Here is a 16,437-nt window from a genome sequence, read left to right on the forward strand (position 1 = left end):
TTGAACCTGTTACTTACAGGGTCACCCAACCAAACTTAATTGCATTAATTACCGCTTGGGTGCGGTCGTCTACGTCCATTTTTTGCAAAATACTGCTGACATGGTTCTTAACGGTCTTCTCGCTAATGAATAAATGCTCGCCGATCATCTTGTTGCTGCGGCCTTCCGCCATCAAACGAAGTACCTCAGCTTCCCGACGGGTCAGCGGATTGTCGTCACCGGCTACGAATTTCACGCCCGCTTCGCGGATCGCGGTATCTTCCGCAATCGCTCCGGTCTCGCTCAGGTATTCCATTCGGCGTAGCTGCTGGATCAGTTTGCCCGTCACCTTCGGATGAATAAACGCATTCCCCTCCGCTACGGTCCGAATCGCATTGATCAGGGATTCCGCCTCCATGTCTTTCAGCAGGTAACCCGTAGCGCCTTTGCGCAGCGTTTCGAACACATAACTTTCATCATCATGAATCGATAAAATAATGACCTTCACATCAGGCAGTGCCTCGCGCAGCTCGGCAGTAGCGTCCACCCCGTTAAGAAGCGGCATGTTGATATCCATCAGTACGATTTCCGGATGAAGCTGCAGGCAGCTTTCCAGTACCTGGGTGCCGTCTCCGCACTCACCAACGACCTCGATATCTTCCTCCATATTCAAAATCCGCTTCAGACCCTCACGAAATAACTGGTGATCGTCAGCCAGGAGAACTTTAATGACTTGTCTGGTTCCACTAGTAAGACTATCCATCCTGGTACTCCTTTCTCTTATCTGAGTTGGTTGGGATATGAATGATGATCTTCGTGCCCAAGTTGGCCGCCGATTCGATTTCCATCCGGCCTTCGAGCAGTTCCACTCTCTCCCGCATGCCGATTAAGCCAAAGTGCGTATGCTCTTTCGTCTTCTGTTCCAATTGCTCCACCTTGAAGCCCAGCCCGTTGTCCGTCACCACGATGCGGATCATTTGCGCCTGGTATGTAATTTCGACGCCCACATAGGTTGGAAAAGCGTGCTTCGCGGCATTGGTCAGCGCTTCCTGGACCAGTCGGAATACCGCCGCCTCCATCGGAGAGGACATTCGGTGCTCCTTGCCCCGGGTTTCGAAGGTTGCTCTGATTTTCGTTTTTTCTTCATAGTCATGCACATACTTGCGCAGCGTCGGAATCAATCCAAGATCATCCAAAGCCATCGGACGCAGGTTAAAAATCACCTTCCGCATCTCTTCCAGACTCGAGCGGACTTGCGCCTTTAAATCTACTATTTCGTCCTGCACCAGCTTAAATTCCTGCTTAGCAAGCATTCTTTCTACAATTTCCGTCCTTAGCACTAGATTCGCCAGCAGCTGAGCAGGACCGTCATGAATCTCCCGAGAAATGCGCTTTCGCTCTTCTTCCTGGGCCAAAATAATCTTCAATCCGATCAACTGACGGTTCTTCGCGGACTCCAGGATCCGGGTCACTTGTCCTAGTTCGCCGGAAAAATACTCCAGCACGACGCTCATCTGCGAACTGATCGTTTCGGCACGCTCCACGGACTTCTCCACATTGCGCGCTCGCTTCTGCAGCTCGTCGCGGCGAGCCTTCAGATACATTTCCTTCTCGCGATAGATGAGCAGATCAAGCTGGAGTTGAGTGGCTTTCTCATAGGCTTGCTTGATGTCCTCTTCGTTGTAACGCACGAAGTCCCGGCTGACTTCCGTCAGCCGGATGCGGGATTTCCGGTAGTTCACCTCGAGCTGGTCGACCTTCTCTACCGTTTCCGCCGTTTCCTTCATGACATTCTGCAGCTCGTTGCTGAGCGTCTTCAGCTCATTACGGGCCGAATCTAGGATCTCAAGGATCTGCAGTTTGCTATTTTCCAACACGTTTACGGCATTATTAATAACTCGATCTATGGCATCCGCTTGAAAATCCACGCAATCCTTCTCCGTTTCTTAGTCCGTATAGTCCCAGACTAATCATATCATGATTCGAGGGTAATGGATTTGGTTTTCTTCTCCCAATTTACGCCAATTCCAAGCTGTTCGGAGACCAAACGTAATGGGACTAAAGTCCTTCCGTTAACGATGATCGGGGATACCTCGGCCTTGGAAGAAACCCCGTTGAGCAAAAATGCCTTCTGCCCAACGGTCAGCTCCAGGATCGTAGCTCCGCGAGTCACGGTGATTTTCTTGGCCGCACCGTTCCAAGCCGCATTCCCGCCAAACAAGTCCAGCACGTATTTGATCGGCACGTACGTCGTATTGTCTTTGAGCAGCGGCGCAACCTCCAGGGCTTGCTTGTTCCCGTTTACCGTCATCGACTTCTGGCCCAGCACCATCACGGCTGTCGCGCTCGGGAAGTCCGTGCTGTCGCCGCCGGCTTCAGGAGCCGTAAACCGCACATTGTCAAAAGATACGCTGCCCGTCAGCGCCCGTTCGTCCTGGCCTTCTTCCACGTTAACGACGTACAGCCGCTTCAGCTTGGCCGGGAACTTGATGTTGCTCGCCGTCAGATCGGCGGTGAGTGTCTTCCAGCCGGTGAAGTCCATTGGACGAGCGAGGTCAATGTAAACCGGCTTGCCATCGGCATCGGACAACTCCGCCCGTACCCAGTTCAAGCTAGCATCGCCAAGTACGTCGATCGTCAGGGTTGTTGCATTATCTGGAATCGCTTTGCCGCTCGTCCCGTTGATCTGAGCGTAAGCAAACTTGCTGCCACTGCCGCCAGTCAAATCGTAATCGAGCTTCAACACCTTAGAATTCGCACGTTCGCCTTCGCCTTGTAGGACGGACACCGATCCTGTTGCTTCAGCCGGCAATCCGGTGAAGGAAATCGGGTAGGCGATATTTTCAAAGCTTTCCCAGATGGTTTCCGTCGAAGCCGACAGAACGACCGGAGTTCCGGTAAAGCCATCATAAGATGGCGTCGCATACGCGAATTTCGCACCGTTGTTGACGGACTGCACGGTAAGTACGCCGCCTTGCACGCTGGCTTTCATCCCGCTGAACGCCCATTTGACTGATTCCGCCGGAACGTCCACGGTGCGTCCGTCTTTCAGCTTCGCAGACACGGTAACCGTTACACTGGTCCCTGCTTGCAGCGGCGCGAACGTTGTTCCCGCCGTCAGGCTTGCCAAATCGGTGCCGCCCAGCACCTTCACGTCCATGCTGGTTTTGGCTTGGCCGCTGGAGGCCGTGATTTTCGTAGTCCCTGCCTTCACGCCTTTAAAACCGTTGTCAGTCCAAACCACGTTGCCGTTGCTGGCTTGCCAGGAAGCATGAATCCCGCTCGTATCGATCGGGTTATAATACGTATCGTATCCCTTTAAAGCGTACGGTACAGTTTGGCCAATGAACAGCGAGGAAGCGCCGCTGACTTTGAGACCAAGCAGCGTGCCTTGCGGTGCCGTCGTAAATACGCCAAGCCCGTTGGCGACTGCACGTTGCCCCGCCGACCCATTGGACGTTGTAAACGTCAGCTGAGCGGACGCTTCCGCCAGAGGGCGTGTGACCATCGTCGTGGAGCCGCCGCCGTCCAGGTTCATCCCTTTCCAGACGCCGATCCCCGTCATGAAGCCCTGCAGCTCCTTCAGGGTGAGGCCGGTGCTGTTGCTATTTTCCTCGGCGGTAATGATATAAGCGGTTTTACCGTCCTTGGAATAACCAACGGCCGTCCGTGCGACGGCGCTGCCGCCGCTGATGGAAGTCGTCGAGCGGGTAAACGCCGAGGCCTGACCTTGATCGACCAACAACGTGTGGCCGCCGATCATCATTTTCAGATCCGCCGGATTTATAATTTGCCCGTCGGTTAGGGAACGCAGCTCATAGACCGCGTCCACGCGCTGACCTACGGCCAGGTGCATCTCCACGTAATCCGCTGCCGTTCCATGCGCACGCAAAATAAACCCATCCGCCGGCACCGGTCCCGGAATCGCTGTTTTAATGGAAATCTGCGTAACCACGCCGCCTTGCACCAGGACTTCTGTTGGCGTTGTCGCACTGGCAGCCGGACGTTCTTCCGCTTTCCAAGCGCTGGTATAAATGAACATATTGTTGACGTGGCTGTACGCTTTGTCCGGCTCCGTCATGTAAGATTCTTGATTAATCCCGGTGAGCGGGAATGTCGAGCCGTCCTCAGCGAACACCGTGCCGTTAAAGCCAAAACGGTCGATTAGCGGCGTCCCGTCATTGCGTACGGCAAACGCGTACATCCCCTGCAGTTGGGCCGGACTCGTTACCAGCGTTCCGTCCGACACCGCGGCCCCCATCGGTACGCCTTGGCCACCCGTCGCAAAGAAATCGCCGTTGACGCCGGCGACGGCGCCCGTCTCCTTAGCCATGCCTTCCACGCTTTGTCTTGTCGTTACTTGTCCCCCTTTGCCGGTCATGACGTCCAATTGAACGTATAGGTTCGTCAAATCCACCTCGATCACATCGGCCAGCACCTTCACCGGCTTACCCGACCGGGTCACCGTGTACTCGTATTTCACGAGTTTGGCTCCGGACGTGATCATCTCTTCCCCTAGCTTAACCGTTTGGCTAGCCGCCGCTTCCGCGGTTAAAGCCGGACCTGCAATTGGCCCAACACCAATTACAGGCTGAATCCATATCAATCCCGCCAGCGTGACGAGGGCAATTCGCTTCCCGCTCTTTGCCACCAGGTGGGCCAATTTCGAGTTTTGACGTACGACAACTTCCCCATCCGCATCCGCTTGATGTCTTCCGGTATCCTCTCGTCTGACTACCATTTTGTTCGACAACTCTCCCATCTTTTGTGCTTCTAACGTGCTTTTAACGTGCTTCTATTAAAGCTAGCCTCTTATTAATAGACTACTTTTAAGCGGAAAAGTTACGAAAAATAGCAAGATTGTTGAAGGAATGTATTGAATCGTTGAAACTCGGAGGATGTTGCGTGTGGGTAATGTGGATATTGGGGATAAAACCTGTGGGAAACTGGGATAACTTTTTCGCAAGTCCCGATCAATAGCTTCGACGCTTGTGGATAATGTGAATTTCGTGGATAACTTGTGGGCAAAAAGAATCCCGACACCAGGTTTCGCACCCCAGTGCCGGGAAAAGTTGCGGATTAAATGTAGTTCAGTTTATCCAGCACCCGCTTCAGCATGACGGCAGCCTGTGCGCGCGTCGCATTGCCTTGCGGCTGGAAAGTATTCGTCGTCACGCCTTGAATGATGCCTTCCTTCACGGCTTTGGCCACCGTGTCCTTGGATTGGATCTTCGCCGCGTCCTTGAACTTCGTTAACGTCGCCGTACTCGCGCCGTTCATCGACGTATCGTACCCGGCGTATTCCATCGCCCGCACCATCATCAGCGCCATTTGCTCCCGCGTGATGTTGTTGTTCGGCTTAAACGTGCCGTCGGCGTTACCGTTAATGATCCCGGCCTTCGCCGCCGCCCCGATGTATGCCGCCGTCGTTCCGGACGACACGTCCGGGAAGCGGCGGGCATAAGATTCATCACCAGCCAGTCCGAGGCCTTTTGCAATGTAAACTGCAAATTCTGCGCGAGAGATCTTCTTATCTGGTCCAAATTTAGACCCCGATGAGGACGAAACGATTAACCGGCTGGCCAGTTCAGTGATATCTGTCCGCGCCCAATGCTTGGCCGTATCAGAAAAGTAGCTATACCCAACTGCCGGACCAACTACGGAATTTCCGCTTATTTTCCCGTTAAAGATAATGGCACTACCACTGGTAGTTACTTTGGAAGGAACAAAGGATGTGGCTTGTGTATTTATATCATATTTCAAAAGCATAAACTGACTGTTTGGTGAAGTATTCGTCGTTCTGATGTATAGCTGCCCACCATGGGATACATCGACCACATTTTGTGTGTTATTTCCGTTATATGCCGACAAATAAATTTGTACAGGATCGGTCATTGGGGTTGTGGTCACACCATTGCTGTAGTTCGCCCCCGGTAATTGTGACTTCGTGACCGTCTCCAACTGGATTGTAAGGTATGCAGAGGTCAAGGAACTTACATTAAGCGACCTGGAGATCTCCGTGAATGGAATCTTTTCGACCGGCAGCTCATACATCACATTGTTATGCTTAACCATAAAAGATGCGGATTTCCCTCGACCGTAGATCTCCATCAATGCGCTAATCGGCAAAACTACCTCTGCTGCTTTATCGGATGAAGGAACCTCAAACATCAACTTACGAACGGATACGTTGTTGTCTGTTAAATATTTAAATGCTGTTTGCAATTTGGTATTGTCAATTGTATATTTTTTGGATCCTACACCTAGACGCGAACGACTGTCAGTGACTTGGGCTGTATTCAAGTTTAGCTGATAACCGCTAACTCCAAACTGAGCATTGCTCATGACGGTCAGATAATCCGGTTGAACTCCGTTTGGCGTTGTAGCTTGACCTCCCATCAAGTTTTGAACCGTTAAATTATTAAAGCTTTTTACCATATTGCCCAGATTGTCATATAAAGGTGCCGCACCTGTCAGATAGGACAACGTTACAGCCTGTCCTGCGGATATAGCAGAGCTCAGCTTCAAGATCACCGTATTGCCGCTAATTGTCGCTGATTGAACCCCACGGTTTACGTTATCCACATTGACGTAGAATTGGTTCACAGGAACGTATGACGCCGACTTTAACGTAGTAAACGTAATCGTTAACGTATCACCCGTCACCGTTGCCGAACGAACCCCCTCGACTACGGTACTGTATGTCACCGGCTGCAGATTAATGTACCCCGCTAAGTTCCCATTTAAATCTGCGATGCCTCCTGTACCAGAAACATAAGATAAGGTTACGTTTTGATCCTTCGTAAACGAAGATGCTAAGGTAAGTACGACTTGATTAGAACTTATTTCTACCGTGTTGACATATACCGGCGCATTATTCACCAATATCGAAAATTGGCTTTTTAAAGGAATCGGACTTGTACGTAGCGCTTCGTTATAAGTCAGAGTCACTTTATTGCCGGATCCCTCGACTCCTTGAAAAACAGGATCCACTGAGTCATATGTGTTGCGGACAAAGTAATCGGTGAAGCCAGCAATATCAAAACCGCGATAATCCTGCAGTGGATAAGAGCCCGGTGTGTAGGATACCTTTACAACATCACCGTTTGATATCGAGCTAGATAAATATAAGGTTATGGTTGAGCCGCTATGGGATAGACTGCTTACCCCCTTGGAACTTCCGTTAGCCGTAACCGTGAACTGCTGATACGCATAACTTGAGGGGCTCTTTAACGAATCACTAAAATACAGCGTGACCGAATTACTTGTTGCATACCCGTCTTTTGGCTTTGGCATTACCGAGTCAATGCCGTTGGTAACAACTTTGCCGTTAAACGCGGCAGCTTTATTTCCGGAGAGATCTTGAATCCCTTCCCCCGAGTTCCCTATGTAGCTTATTTTTACGTCTTGCCCTACCGCAACTCCAGTCTCCAGATTTACATATACAGCATCCCCGGATACCGTAATATAACTAATGCGACGTGTTTCTCCATTTACTATTACTGTGAAGTTTGAAGAAGACAAGTAAGAAGTTGAATATAAGAACTCGTTATAAAGTAGGCGAATGGCGGTGTTGCTGTACATTGTTGCACTCTGGAGTACCGGAGCCGTCTTATCAGCTGCCGCGGTTTGGAAGCTCCAGCGAGTACTTCCGCTTATTCCGGCATAATAGATTAATGCATTCTGGGCATCATAGATCCCGTTCCCAGCAATTTCAATATAATAACCTGTACCCGCTTCCAGCGTTGAACTTGATGGATAGATCGTAACTATATTCGAGCTCGCTGACACCGTAATGGGTACGATTGTATTGGTGCTGGTCTTTTTAAGCGTAATCCCTCCATTTGCAACACCTGGATTCAACCTTATATTTCGGTTAAAAGTGATGGTTGGCTTCGTGCTGATACTGATATTCGAGGTACCATTGCCTGGGCTAAAGGACGCCGTTAATGCCGTCGTTGAAGAATTGGCAGTAGTAAAAGACCAGCTATATGCTGCTGTTGTTTCTCCGCTCCCTTCGATGATAAAAGCATCCTCAGGCAAAGAAACGGTATATACTGCGTTATATTGCAATAACGTTGGCGGTATCAGCACAATAGAATCTGCATATGTAGATTCCGTAACGGTAACTTCTTTTTTATCCGTCACCCCGCCCGCGCTTGTGGAAATCGTATACATCTGTGTTCCGTTCGTCTTGATTTTCGCCCCTGGAACACTGATCTGCAGTTTAGTATCAACTGGAACATTCGAAGTACCGTTTGCTGGAATCACTGAGGGCGCCGGTGCTGTTACACTTGCTGCACTTGCAGTATCCCCCCCCAATGTTCCTACAAGCACATTTAACATCATCGTAAACACAATCCATAACGAGAGCTGCTTCTTCATATTTGCTTTCCCCTTCCCCGGTTGCAATCATATATGTAAATTGAACATGTAAATTATCAAGACATACCTATAATTATTAACGGCAAAAGCTCTCACCGAGTTTAGGATCCCGGGAATAAAAAAAGATACCCGCTCAGAAGATTGAGGCGAGTATCCATATCATTTAAGAAATATTACAGCCCTGCTTGCGCCTTCAACGCCTCAGCCTTGTCCACTCTTTCCCAAGGAAGGTCGATGTCCGTACGGCCGAAATGCCCGTAAGCAGCGGTTTGCTGATAAATTGGACGACGCAGGTCCAGCATACGGATGATTCCCGCCGGACGAAGGTCGAAGTTCTCACGAACGAGCTCCACCAGCTTCTCTTCCGATACTTTACCAGTTTCATACGTATCCACGTTGATGGAAACCGGGTTCGCTACCCCGATGGCGTACGCCAGCTGGATTTCTACCTTATCGGCCAAGCCTGCAGCAACCAGGTTCTTCGCTACATAACGAGCGGCATAGGCTGCGGAACGGTCCACCTTCGTCGGATCCTTACCCGAGAAAGCACCCCCGCCATGACGGGCATAACCGCCATACGTATCGACGATGATTTTTCGTCCGGTCAAACCGGCATCCCCTTGAGGTCCGCCAATCACGAATCGTCCCGTTGGGTTAATAAAATATTTCGTATCCCCGTCCAACAACTCAGCCGGAACAACGGGAAGGATGACTTGTTCCTTAATATCTCTTTGGATTTGCTCCAAACTGATCTCTTCGGCATGCTGCGTGGATACCACGATCGTGTCCACTCGATTTGGTTTGCCATCAACATATTCAATCGTCACCTGCGTTTTGCCATCGGGACGAAGATATTCCAACGTGCCGTCCTTGCGCACCTCAGACAGACGGCGTGCGATCCGGTGCGAAAGTGCAATCGGAAGCGGCATAAGTTCCGGCGTTTCATTCGTAGCAAACCCGAACATCAAGCCTTGGTCGCCAGCCCCGATATTTTCGGTTTCCTTATCGACCTGAGCCGGATCCCGATGTTCCAGAGCGGCATTCACGCCTTGCGCAATGTCAGCCGACTGCTCGTTTAACGAAGTGAGTACCGCGCAGGTATTGAAATCAAAACCATATTTAGCACGCGTATAACCGATATCCTTCACCGTCTTACGCACGATGGCCGGAATATCGACATACTCGGATTTCGTACTGATCTCCCCGATCACGAGCACCAAGCCCGTGGCTACTGATACTTCGCAGGCAACCCGAGCATAAGGATCATTCGTCAAAAAAGCATCAAGCACCGCATCCGAAATTTGGTCGCAAATTTTATCTGGGTGCCCTTCGGTTACGGATTCGGAAGTAAACAGGTGTCGCCCTTGTACGGACATAGATTCAACCTCCCATGGATAGTATGGCTGCAGCCTATCTATCCAATACAATATAAAGCCCAATCAAAAAATGAACCTTTCCCAAATCGGAAAAGGTTGGATTAGCATCCTCAAAGGAAATAGTATCGCATTTGCCAAGTCATGTCAAAATAATTCATGGCTTTTGTGGAATAATTTATAATGGTTGTTCAAAAAGTCATCTTTTCATGAGGAAGTAGAGCACTTGAAGTAAATTCGACGTCGAATCTTGAATTCAGCCGGGCCTTGCGTTGCTCACGTAGATCTGTCTACGCTCCGCTACTCAGTCCCTAGCTTCATCCAACCTTCTCGGTCCCGATAACCTGTCTTCTTGAACTTTTCACTTATAAGATAAAATTCCGTTCCGCATGAGCGATCAAGCGTTTTGTGATTTCACCGCCAACGGAGCCGTTTTCACGGGATGTCAGATGTCCCCAGCCTCCACCACTGTTTTGTCCGCCACCTAAAGCTCCAAGTTCACCGGCAAACTCCGTATCCGCTGCTCCTGTTGCCCCATAACCAACAGGCAATCCGAACTCAGCGGCAATTTCATATTTCCATTGTTGTAACACCTGACGACTCTCCGGTACGATCTTTCGATTACTTCTTGCCATGATTCCAGACACCTCCTGAAAAAAAATTGATTTCAAGAGATAGTATGGCATCCTCTTCATTCCCTACGCTCAGGAATGTTTGTCTCTTCTGCCCAATCATACCAATCCACAAGCTGACTATTTAATTTGATACCCGCCACGAACCATAACCGTTAGATTGTGGGTATCCCCATCCTGCACTTGAATCCCCCGGCCTTCCCTTGGAAAAGATAACAAATGGTTGTTCGCCACGGCACCTCCATTCGTAATATCCTTCCCATCCGTGAGATCAGCTACCCCATTGGAGTCAGCGCTATAAATAACTGCTTTCCCGGAACGAACAATAAACTCCGCCCCTGCAGCAGCGACTAGGATCTTACCTGGTTTGACATCCACGATTTGAATTCCAGCATCGCTAGAGCTGCTGCCAGAACCTCCTGTAGAAGGTGTGCTTGGTGCAGTCGAACCTCCTCCGCCACCAATCGCCTGTTGGATCGCCTGATCCACATAGCTCTTGGTAACTACCGGATCATCTGCAGTACCTGGCGTCGTTCCAGCACCTTCTGCTTGCATACTCAACAACGAACCTGCCCAAACACTGCCGCCAATCAACACCACGGCCGTTGCTACTTTCCAACCCGTCTTCATCATGTTCCTCCTCTATGACTCTGTTACAGTCTATGATAGAGGTTTTGGTAGAAAGGAACAAGCCCAAATCCGGAGGGGATTTGGGCTTGCTTAAGTTCAGTTAATTACTCGAATAGTGACGAGTTGCTATAGTAAGTTGATTGGGTAGCAATCTTAGTCTTTTCCCCTTGATACGCATCATAGATCGAGAATTGGAAACCACCAGTTCTTGATGTTGCAAAGATTGGATCATTAATAACGTAGGAGTAGGATTGATTTCCGCCAACCACGAAGTCTTTTTCCAACTCAATTTCTTTCTCGAAACGAGCCCCACTAGAATCTACCACTTCGAGAATAAACTTATGCTGGAAGGTCCCCATTTCAAAAGCCAGGTCACGACTTAGGTCATATTTCATTTTAACCTGGAGTCCAGAAGAACTTGTATTCCCAATAACTTCTTTCACAGATAAAGTATATGGGAACAGTTGAACATCTTTCAGCGTGCTTTTGATATCCCTACTGTCAAGATTTAACTCCATTGCCGAAGCATTAACGTATCCTGTTGGAGTTCCATCAGCAGCAGTAAATTTATTATCTGTAATACTCTCACCAATGACAAGTCTCCAGTTAGATACTACGGTTCCCTTCGGAACTTTGGCTGAGAAAGAAACAATGCTTGCCGCTTCAGGGCCTACACTACGTTTTACTTGATTAGCCTCAGCTTTATAATATTGGCCCTGATCAGTTAAGAAGTAACCCGTTAGTAGTGGTGGTACCGTTTGTTTATTTTCTCTGTTCTTCATAATAAGTTCCGTATAGATAATATCGTTCGAACTTCCTTTATACATATAGGTTTTACGTGTTTGCAGATCCGACTTCTTACCAGAAGTATCTAAATTAAAGTAGGAGCCTTCCTCAACAGTACTTAGTTCACTAGTTTTACCGTAATTCGAGAACATAACCCAGTTGGTTGTTTTATCAGTACCTATTTTCTGCAGTAATTGAATTTGTAATTGAGAGAAATTCAAGCTTGATGGTACGTTAGCAGCAACATAGACACTTGCCTTTTCACCAACACCAAGAATTTGGGTTGTATTACTATTTATCAGTTGTACTGAGCCGTTTAAAGCTGTTAAATCTAGTTTATAAGATCCAGCAAATTCCGGAATTTTGGCCGCTTTTGCCCCTTTATTCGTAATGGTTATTTTTGTAGCTAAGATATTTCCATCTTCCCAAGGAAGCTTTTGAATCGCATCAAGGGTAACACCAAAAGTTCCATCATTATTTTTGACAATCCGTTCTTGACCGATGGCATGCTGCATCTCTATATAGTTCGGCAACTTATATCCGGCTATAGGATACGCAGCTGCAACCGTATTTGTGGAAGGCGTATCACCTGTAGAAGTTGACGAGCCTGTTACTGTTTTTAAAATCAACTCCAGGTCATCTGAATTCGCAATAACCGGGATTGTTCCATCAACAGAGATCATTTGTTCCTGTCCTGGTTCTAAGATCACTCCAGATAGGCCACTTGCTGTCAGCGAGTAACTCTTTGAACCGGATTGAATTTCAAAGCCGTAGTTCGGTACCGCAACAGCCTGATCCCCTTTATTTGTCAAAGCAAACTGGATTGACAAATTACTTTGTCCGAAGCTCTGATTACGAGAAACACTATCAATTCTAGTCGCAATTGGACTATTATCAATCATTAATAGTTTTTCCTTATCAACAGCTGTAACCGAGTTCTGACCTTTCTTCGTCCCTAAATTCATCGTGGCTATAGGCAAATCCGCTTTTGTCGATTCATCGTTCTGAACGACTAAAAGCTGTAAGTTTGCCAGGTTAACTGTTTTGGGTAATTTTGCAATCAGATTAAGTGTCTTGCTTTCTTGTGGATAAATCTGCAAATTCGCACTTGCTGCATCTGCAGTTAACGCAAATGGTGTTCCGCTCGAAGTTTGAATAACAAATTTCAGATTAGGATTTTCAATTGTCTTGGAACCTAAATTATGTAGCTGCACTGTTACGCTTACATAATTATAAGCACCTAGCCCAATCACACTTACAGTGCTGACTTTAGCATTTGCGGTATTCTCATTAAAGCTTATTTTTCGCGTTGTATTTACTGGTGTTGCAACCACATAAGACGTAGGAATCTTTATTGTTCCGAGGACCTGTTCGTATCCAGAAACACTAAAGTTCCACTTTAGTACCTGGAAATTAAGATCACTGTACTTCAAACCTCTTGCAATTTTGGTGGTGTATGTGATAGCAACCGATGCGCCCGGCACAACCTTCTTCTTATCCTTATCAGAATTTATCGCAGAAACACTATAAACAACACCTGTATTTGTCTTAACTTTGGACCAATAATCCAGTAACGATACGGCTGTGCTGCCATTGTTATGGTAAGTTAGCGTATAGGTCAGAATATTTCCTTCATCTTGAGACAAAATATTGATGTTAGTCAATTTAACGGTGCTCTTCGCACCAATATTTACGCCTGCCAAGTTGTTAAGTGTTTTCACCGAGGTTTGAGTTGCAGATTTCGATTTGGTATTTGTTGTAGCAGCGCCTACATAACCTGCAGCACTCTGACTCACTAATGCAGCAGCAGCCAAAGACGCTACGATCAATTTTGTTCTACTCAATATTAGATCCTCCTATATATAAGTCTTATATATGTATATACGCATCAGAATAAAAAAAGTTTAACTTACGACCCATTCTTTGATCTATTATTTATCCTAAAACCGAGACTATACTATTCCTTAATACAATGTTTACGTTAATGGTTATATCATAACCACCCGTCCAACGGGTGGTTTGCTCTTGGGGTATAACCCCCTGTTGCCAAACTGCGCCTAAAGACGCTAGCCTGACAATTAAATTGTTCAGGCTCAGTGTTATTTGTCACTTTCACTTACCAGTTAAACTGGTTTACTTCTTCTTGCCACTGTTGCCGCTGAATGGATCCTCGTATTCTTTTGCACTCAGCTTATCAACTGCTTGATCATGTGCTTCTTGTTCACGTATATATTTTGCGACGGTAGCTTCATTCAAACCTACGGTGCTGACGTAGTATCCTTCTGCCCAAAATTTACGATTGCCATATTTATACTTCAGGTTGGCATGCTTCTCGAATATCATCAGTGAACTTTTACCCTTTAGATAGCCCATAAATGATGATACTGAGATTTTTGGGGGAATCGCCACTAACATATGTACATGATCTGGCATCATGTGACCTTCTAATATTTCCACTCCCTTGTATTTACATAATCGTTTGAAGATCTCGATCAAGTCTTTTCTCACTTGATTATAGATCTCTTTCCGTCTATACTTCGGGGTGAACACAATGTGGTATTTGCACATCCACTTGGTGTGAGCTATACTATAGCTCTTGTTTGCCATCTAAGACCATTCCTTTCATTATTGAGCCTGAACATCTCAATTCTATCGGAATGGTCTTATTGGTCAAACCCTCGTTCCCTCCACCCGCATGGCGGGTGGTTTTATGTTTCGCACGCTTCGCGAGCTCAACTGGCTAAAGCCGTAATCGAGTAGGAGGGGGTGACTAACCCCCGTCCTCTCACACCACCGTACATGCGGGTCCGCATACGGCGGTTCCAAAAGGTTAACAAAGCTCTAAATAACGAGAAAGTAAACTCTTCAGCCCTTTCGCCTCCCAGTAGGAAGTCGGAAGGGCGTTATTTGTGTTTCGAGACATTTCCCATGCACCCCGTCGGGAGTTTGCCATAACATAGCAGGCCCATTCTGGGACCCCGAGTGCCCGCAGTTCACGAATTCGGGTGCGTACCCGTTTCCACTGTTTCCAAAGGCACATTCGGAGTCTTCTTCGAATCCATTGGTCGAATCTTTCACAGTGGCTCTTCGCCGATGCGATTCGGAAATATCCAATCCATCCCATGAGGTAGCGATTCAATCTAGTTATACGTTCCTCCATGGAAATCGATCGGGTGCGGCTCGTCAATTCCCGGATCTTCTCTTTGAATCGAGAGATTGTCTTGGGAGCCAATCGAATCGTCGCCTGCTTATTCGACAGGAAACTAAAGCCAAGAAACTTCCGGTTCCATGGCCTGTCCACTGCACTTTTGTCCCGATTCACTTTCAGTTTCAACTTTCCTTCCACAAATCGTGTGACCGATTCCATGACTCGTTCACCTGCTCGTCTGCTCGCTACAAAGATGTTGCAGTCGTCTGCGTAACGAACAAACCGCAATCCCCTCTTTGTCAGTTCTTTGTCCAGATCATCGAGTAAGATGTTCGCCAGAAGCGGACTTAGCGGACCGCCTTGCGGGGTTCCCTCGTCCGTCTTCTGGCAGACGCCACCTTCCATCATTCCGGCTTCCAAGTAGGCCCGAATCAGCTTCAAGACTCGCTTGTCTGTCACTCTCCTTGCCACTCTTGCCATGAGAATGTCGTGGTTCACCCGGTCAAAGAACTTTTCCAAATCCATATCTACGACCCATCGCAGGCGCTTTGGATATATCGCTGGGCTTGCTTCACGGCATCGTGTGCTCTCTTCCCTGGTCTAAAGCCGTAGCTGTACCAAGAGAAGTGGGCATCGAAAATCGGGTTCATCACTTGCAGAAGTGCTTGTTGGAGGAAGCGGTCCATCACGGTCGGGATACCGAGCAGCCGTACGCCGCCTCCGGGTTTGGGGATTTCCACCCGTCTGACGGGCATCGGTCTGTACGTTCCCGTTAGGAGTTCGTCTTTCACCGTTTCCCAGTGTGTATTCAGGTAAGCTTGTAGCTCCGCTACTGTTACTCGGTCCACACCGGGGGCTCCTCCGTTCTGTACCACTCGCTTATAGGCGAGCCGAAGGTTCTCTCCTTCGAGCATTCGCTCCAACAAGTCGTTCTGGTCTTTGCGAGAGGAAGGATCGACTTGTGCCGGTGAAGAACTCGGCGCTCCGGCATACCCTGGCGGCTTCACCGCTTCTCTTTGCCGCAAGCTCCCTTGCGGGATATTCGGCTGTCGTTGCTCTTCACGCGAACGCATCGGTTCCCTCTCTCCTTTCGGTTCAGCCCTTCCGCTTTCCGGCGTCCCGTACTTGCGTACTATGGCCTCTGCTGACTCCTGCGGGTTCAGCGCAACCTCTCGGTTGCGGTTACGAAGTGACTTCGCATTTTTTTTTTCCTCCCGCAGGCCTCCCCAGATAAGAACGTCATCTTTCCGCCCGCGCCTGCCCAAGTTTACGGCTGCAGCCCTTGGCAGCTTTGGATTTCGTCATGTATGGGTGACTCATCCGGCTGCAACCGCCTCAAATTGGATTCGTGTACCTCAGGCCGTGCTTTTGCCTCCGGCTTCCTTCAGATTCCACCTCGCGATGGACACCCTTGCCTTTGGCTAACGGTAGGCGCTTGCCAGCCCCCGTTCGGGACTTTCACCCTAGAGATGACGCCCATGCTGGGCGTACATAAAAAAACCAC

9 protein-coding genes and 1 pseudogene are annotated in these 16,437 nt (G+C 48.4%); all 10 read right to left on the reverse strand.

Going from position 1 to position 16,437, the window contains the following annotated elements; translation table 11 throughout:
* Window positions 1–13: 13 nt before the first annotated feature.
* On the reverse strand, window positions 14–742 hold the full coding sequence (locus M0651_RS17960) for a response regulator (protein ID WP_059041692.1): 729 nt from the start codon (window positions 740–742) through the stop codon (window positions 14–16).
* Window positions 735–1,907 (reverse strand): sensor histidine kinase, encoded by a 1,173-nt coding sequence (locus M0651_RS17965; protein ID WP_248553108.1) that lies wholly within the window; start codon window positions 1,905–1,907, stop codon window positions 735–737. The genes M0651_RS17960 and M0651_RS17965 overlap by 8 nt, the downstream gene beginning before the upstream one ends.
* 47 nt (window positions 1,908–1,954) lie before the next feature.
* Window positions 1,955–4,720: a stalk domain-containing protein gene (locus M0651_RS17970; protein WP_248553109.1), complete on the reverse strand. Its 2,766-nt coding sequence runs from the start codon at window positions 4,718–4,720 to the stop codon at window positions 1,955–1,957.
* Window positions 4,721–5,058: 338 nt separating this feature from the next.
* Window positions 5,059–8,364 (reverse strand): S-layer homology domain-containing protein, encoded by a 3,306-nt coding sequence (locus tag M0651_RS17975; protein ID WP_248553110.1) that lies wholly within the window; start codon window positions 8,362–8,364, stop codon window positions 5,059–5,061.
* Between the two features lie 173 nt (window positions 8,365–8,537).
* On the reverse strand, window positions 8,538–9,740 hold the full coding sequence (gene metK, locus M0651_RS17980; RefSeq protein ID WP_248553111.1) for a methionine adenosyltransferase: 1,203 nt from the start codon (window positions 9,738–9,740) through the stop codon (window positions 8,538–8,540).
* Window positions 9,741–10,102: 362 nt separating this feature from the next.
* Window positions 10,103–10,372 (reverse strand): alpha/beta-type small acid-soluble spore protein, encoded by a 270-nt coding sequence (locus M0651_RS17985; RefSeq protein WP_248553112.1) that lies wholly within the window; start codon window positions 10,370–10,372, stop codon window positions 10,103–10,105.
* 117 nt (window positions 10,373–10,489) lie between these two features.
* A complete protein-coding gene (locus M0651_RS17990) occupies window positions 10,490–10,999 on the reverse strand; it encodes a hypothetical protein (protein ID WP_248553113.1) in 510 nt (169 codons plus the stop codon).
* A gap of 104 nt (window positions 11,000–11,103) precedes the next feature.
* The gene (locus tag M0651_RS17995; RefSeq protein WP_248553114.1) at window positions 11,104–13,629 is read right to left on the reverse strand and encodes a hypothetical protein; all 2,526 of its coding nucleotides are present in this window, start codon (window positions 13,627–13,629) and stop codon (window positions 11,104–11,106) included.
* 289 nt (window positions 13,630–13,918) lie between these two features.
* Window positions 13,919–14,392 (reverse strand): IS200/IS605 family transposase, encoded by a 474-nt coding sequence (gene tnpA, locus M0651_RS18000; RefSeq protein WP_248553115.1) that lies wholly within the window; start codon window positions 14,390–14,392, stop codon window positions 13,919–13,921.
* Window positions 14,393–14,615: 223 nt separating this feature from the next.
* Window positions 14,616–16,006: pseudogene (ltrA, locus tag M0651_RS18005) on the reverse strand (group II intron reverse transcriptase/maturase).
* Window positions 16,007–16,437 lie beyond the last annotated feature (431 nt).

It is taken from the genome of Paenibacillus mellifer (assembly GCF_023195895.1).
GTDB lineage: Bacteria > Bacillota > Bacilli > Paenibacillales > Paenibacillaceae > Fontibacillus > Fontibacillus mellifer.

Excerpts from the sequence above, each read along its gene's own strand:
- M0651_RS17960 (WP_059041692.1), bottom strand. The coding sequence starts at position 742 with ATGGATAGTCTTACTAGTGGAACCAGACAAGTCATTAAAGTTCTCCTG.
- M0651_RS17970 (WP_248553109.1), bottom strand. The coding sequence starts at position 4,720 with ATGGTAGTCAGACGAGAGGATACCGGAAGACATCAAGCGGATGCGGAT.
- M0651_RS17975 (WP_248553110.1), bottom strand. The coding sequence starts at position 8,364 with ATGAAGAAGCAGCTCTCGTTATGGATTGTGTTTACGATGATGTTAAAT.
- metK (WP_248553111.1), bottom strand. The coding sequence starts at position 9,740 with ATGTCCGTACAAGGGCGACACCTGTTTACTTCCGAATCCGTAACCGAA.
- M0651_RS17985 (WP_248553112.1), bottom strand. The coding sequence starts at position 10,372 with ATGGCAAGAAGTAATCGAAAGATCGTACCGGAGAGTCGTCAGGTGTTA.
- M0651_RS17990 (WP_248553113.1), bottom strand. The coding sequence starts at position 10,999 with ATGAAGACGGGTTGGAAAGTAGCAACGGCCGTGGTGTTGATTGGCGGC.
- tnpA (WP_248553115.1), bottom strand. The coding sequence starts at position 14,392 with ATGGCAAACAAGAGCTATAGTATAGCTCACACCAAGTGGATGTGCAAA.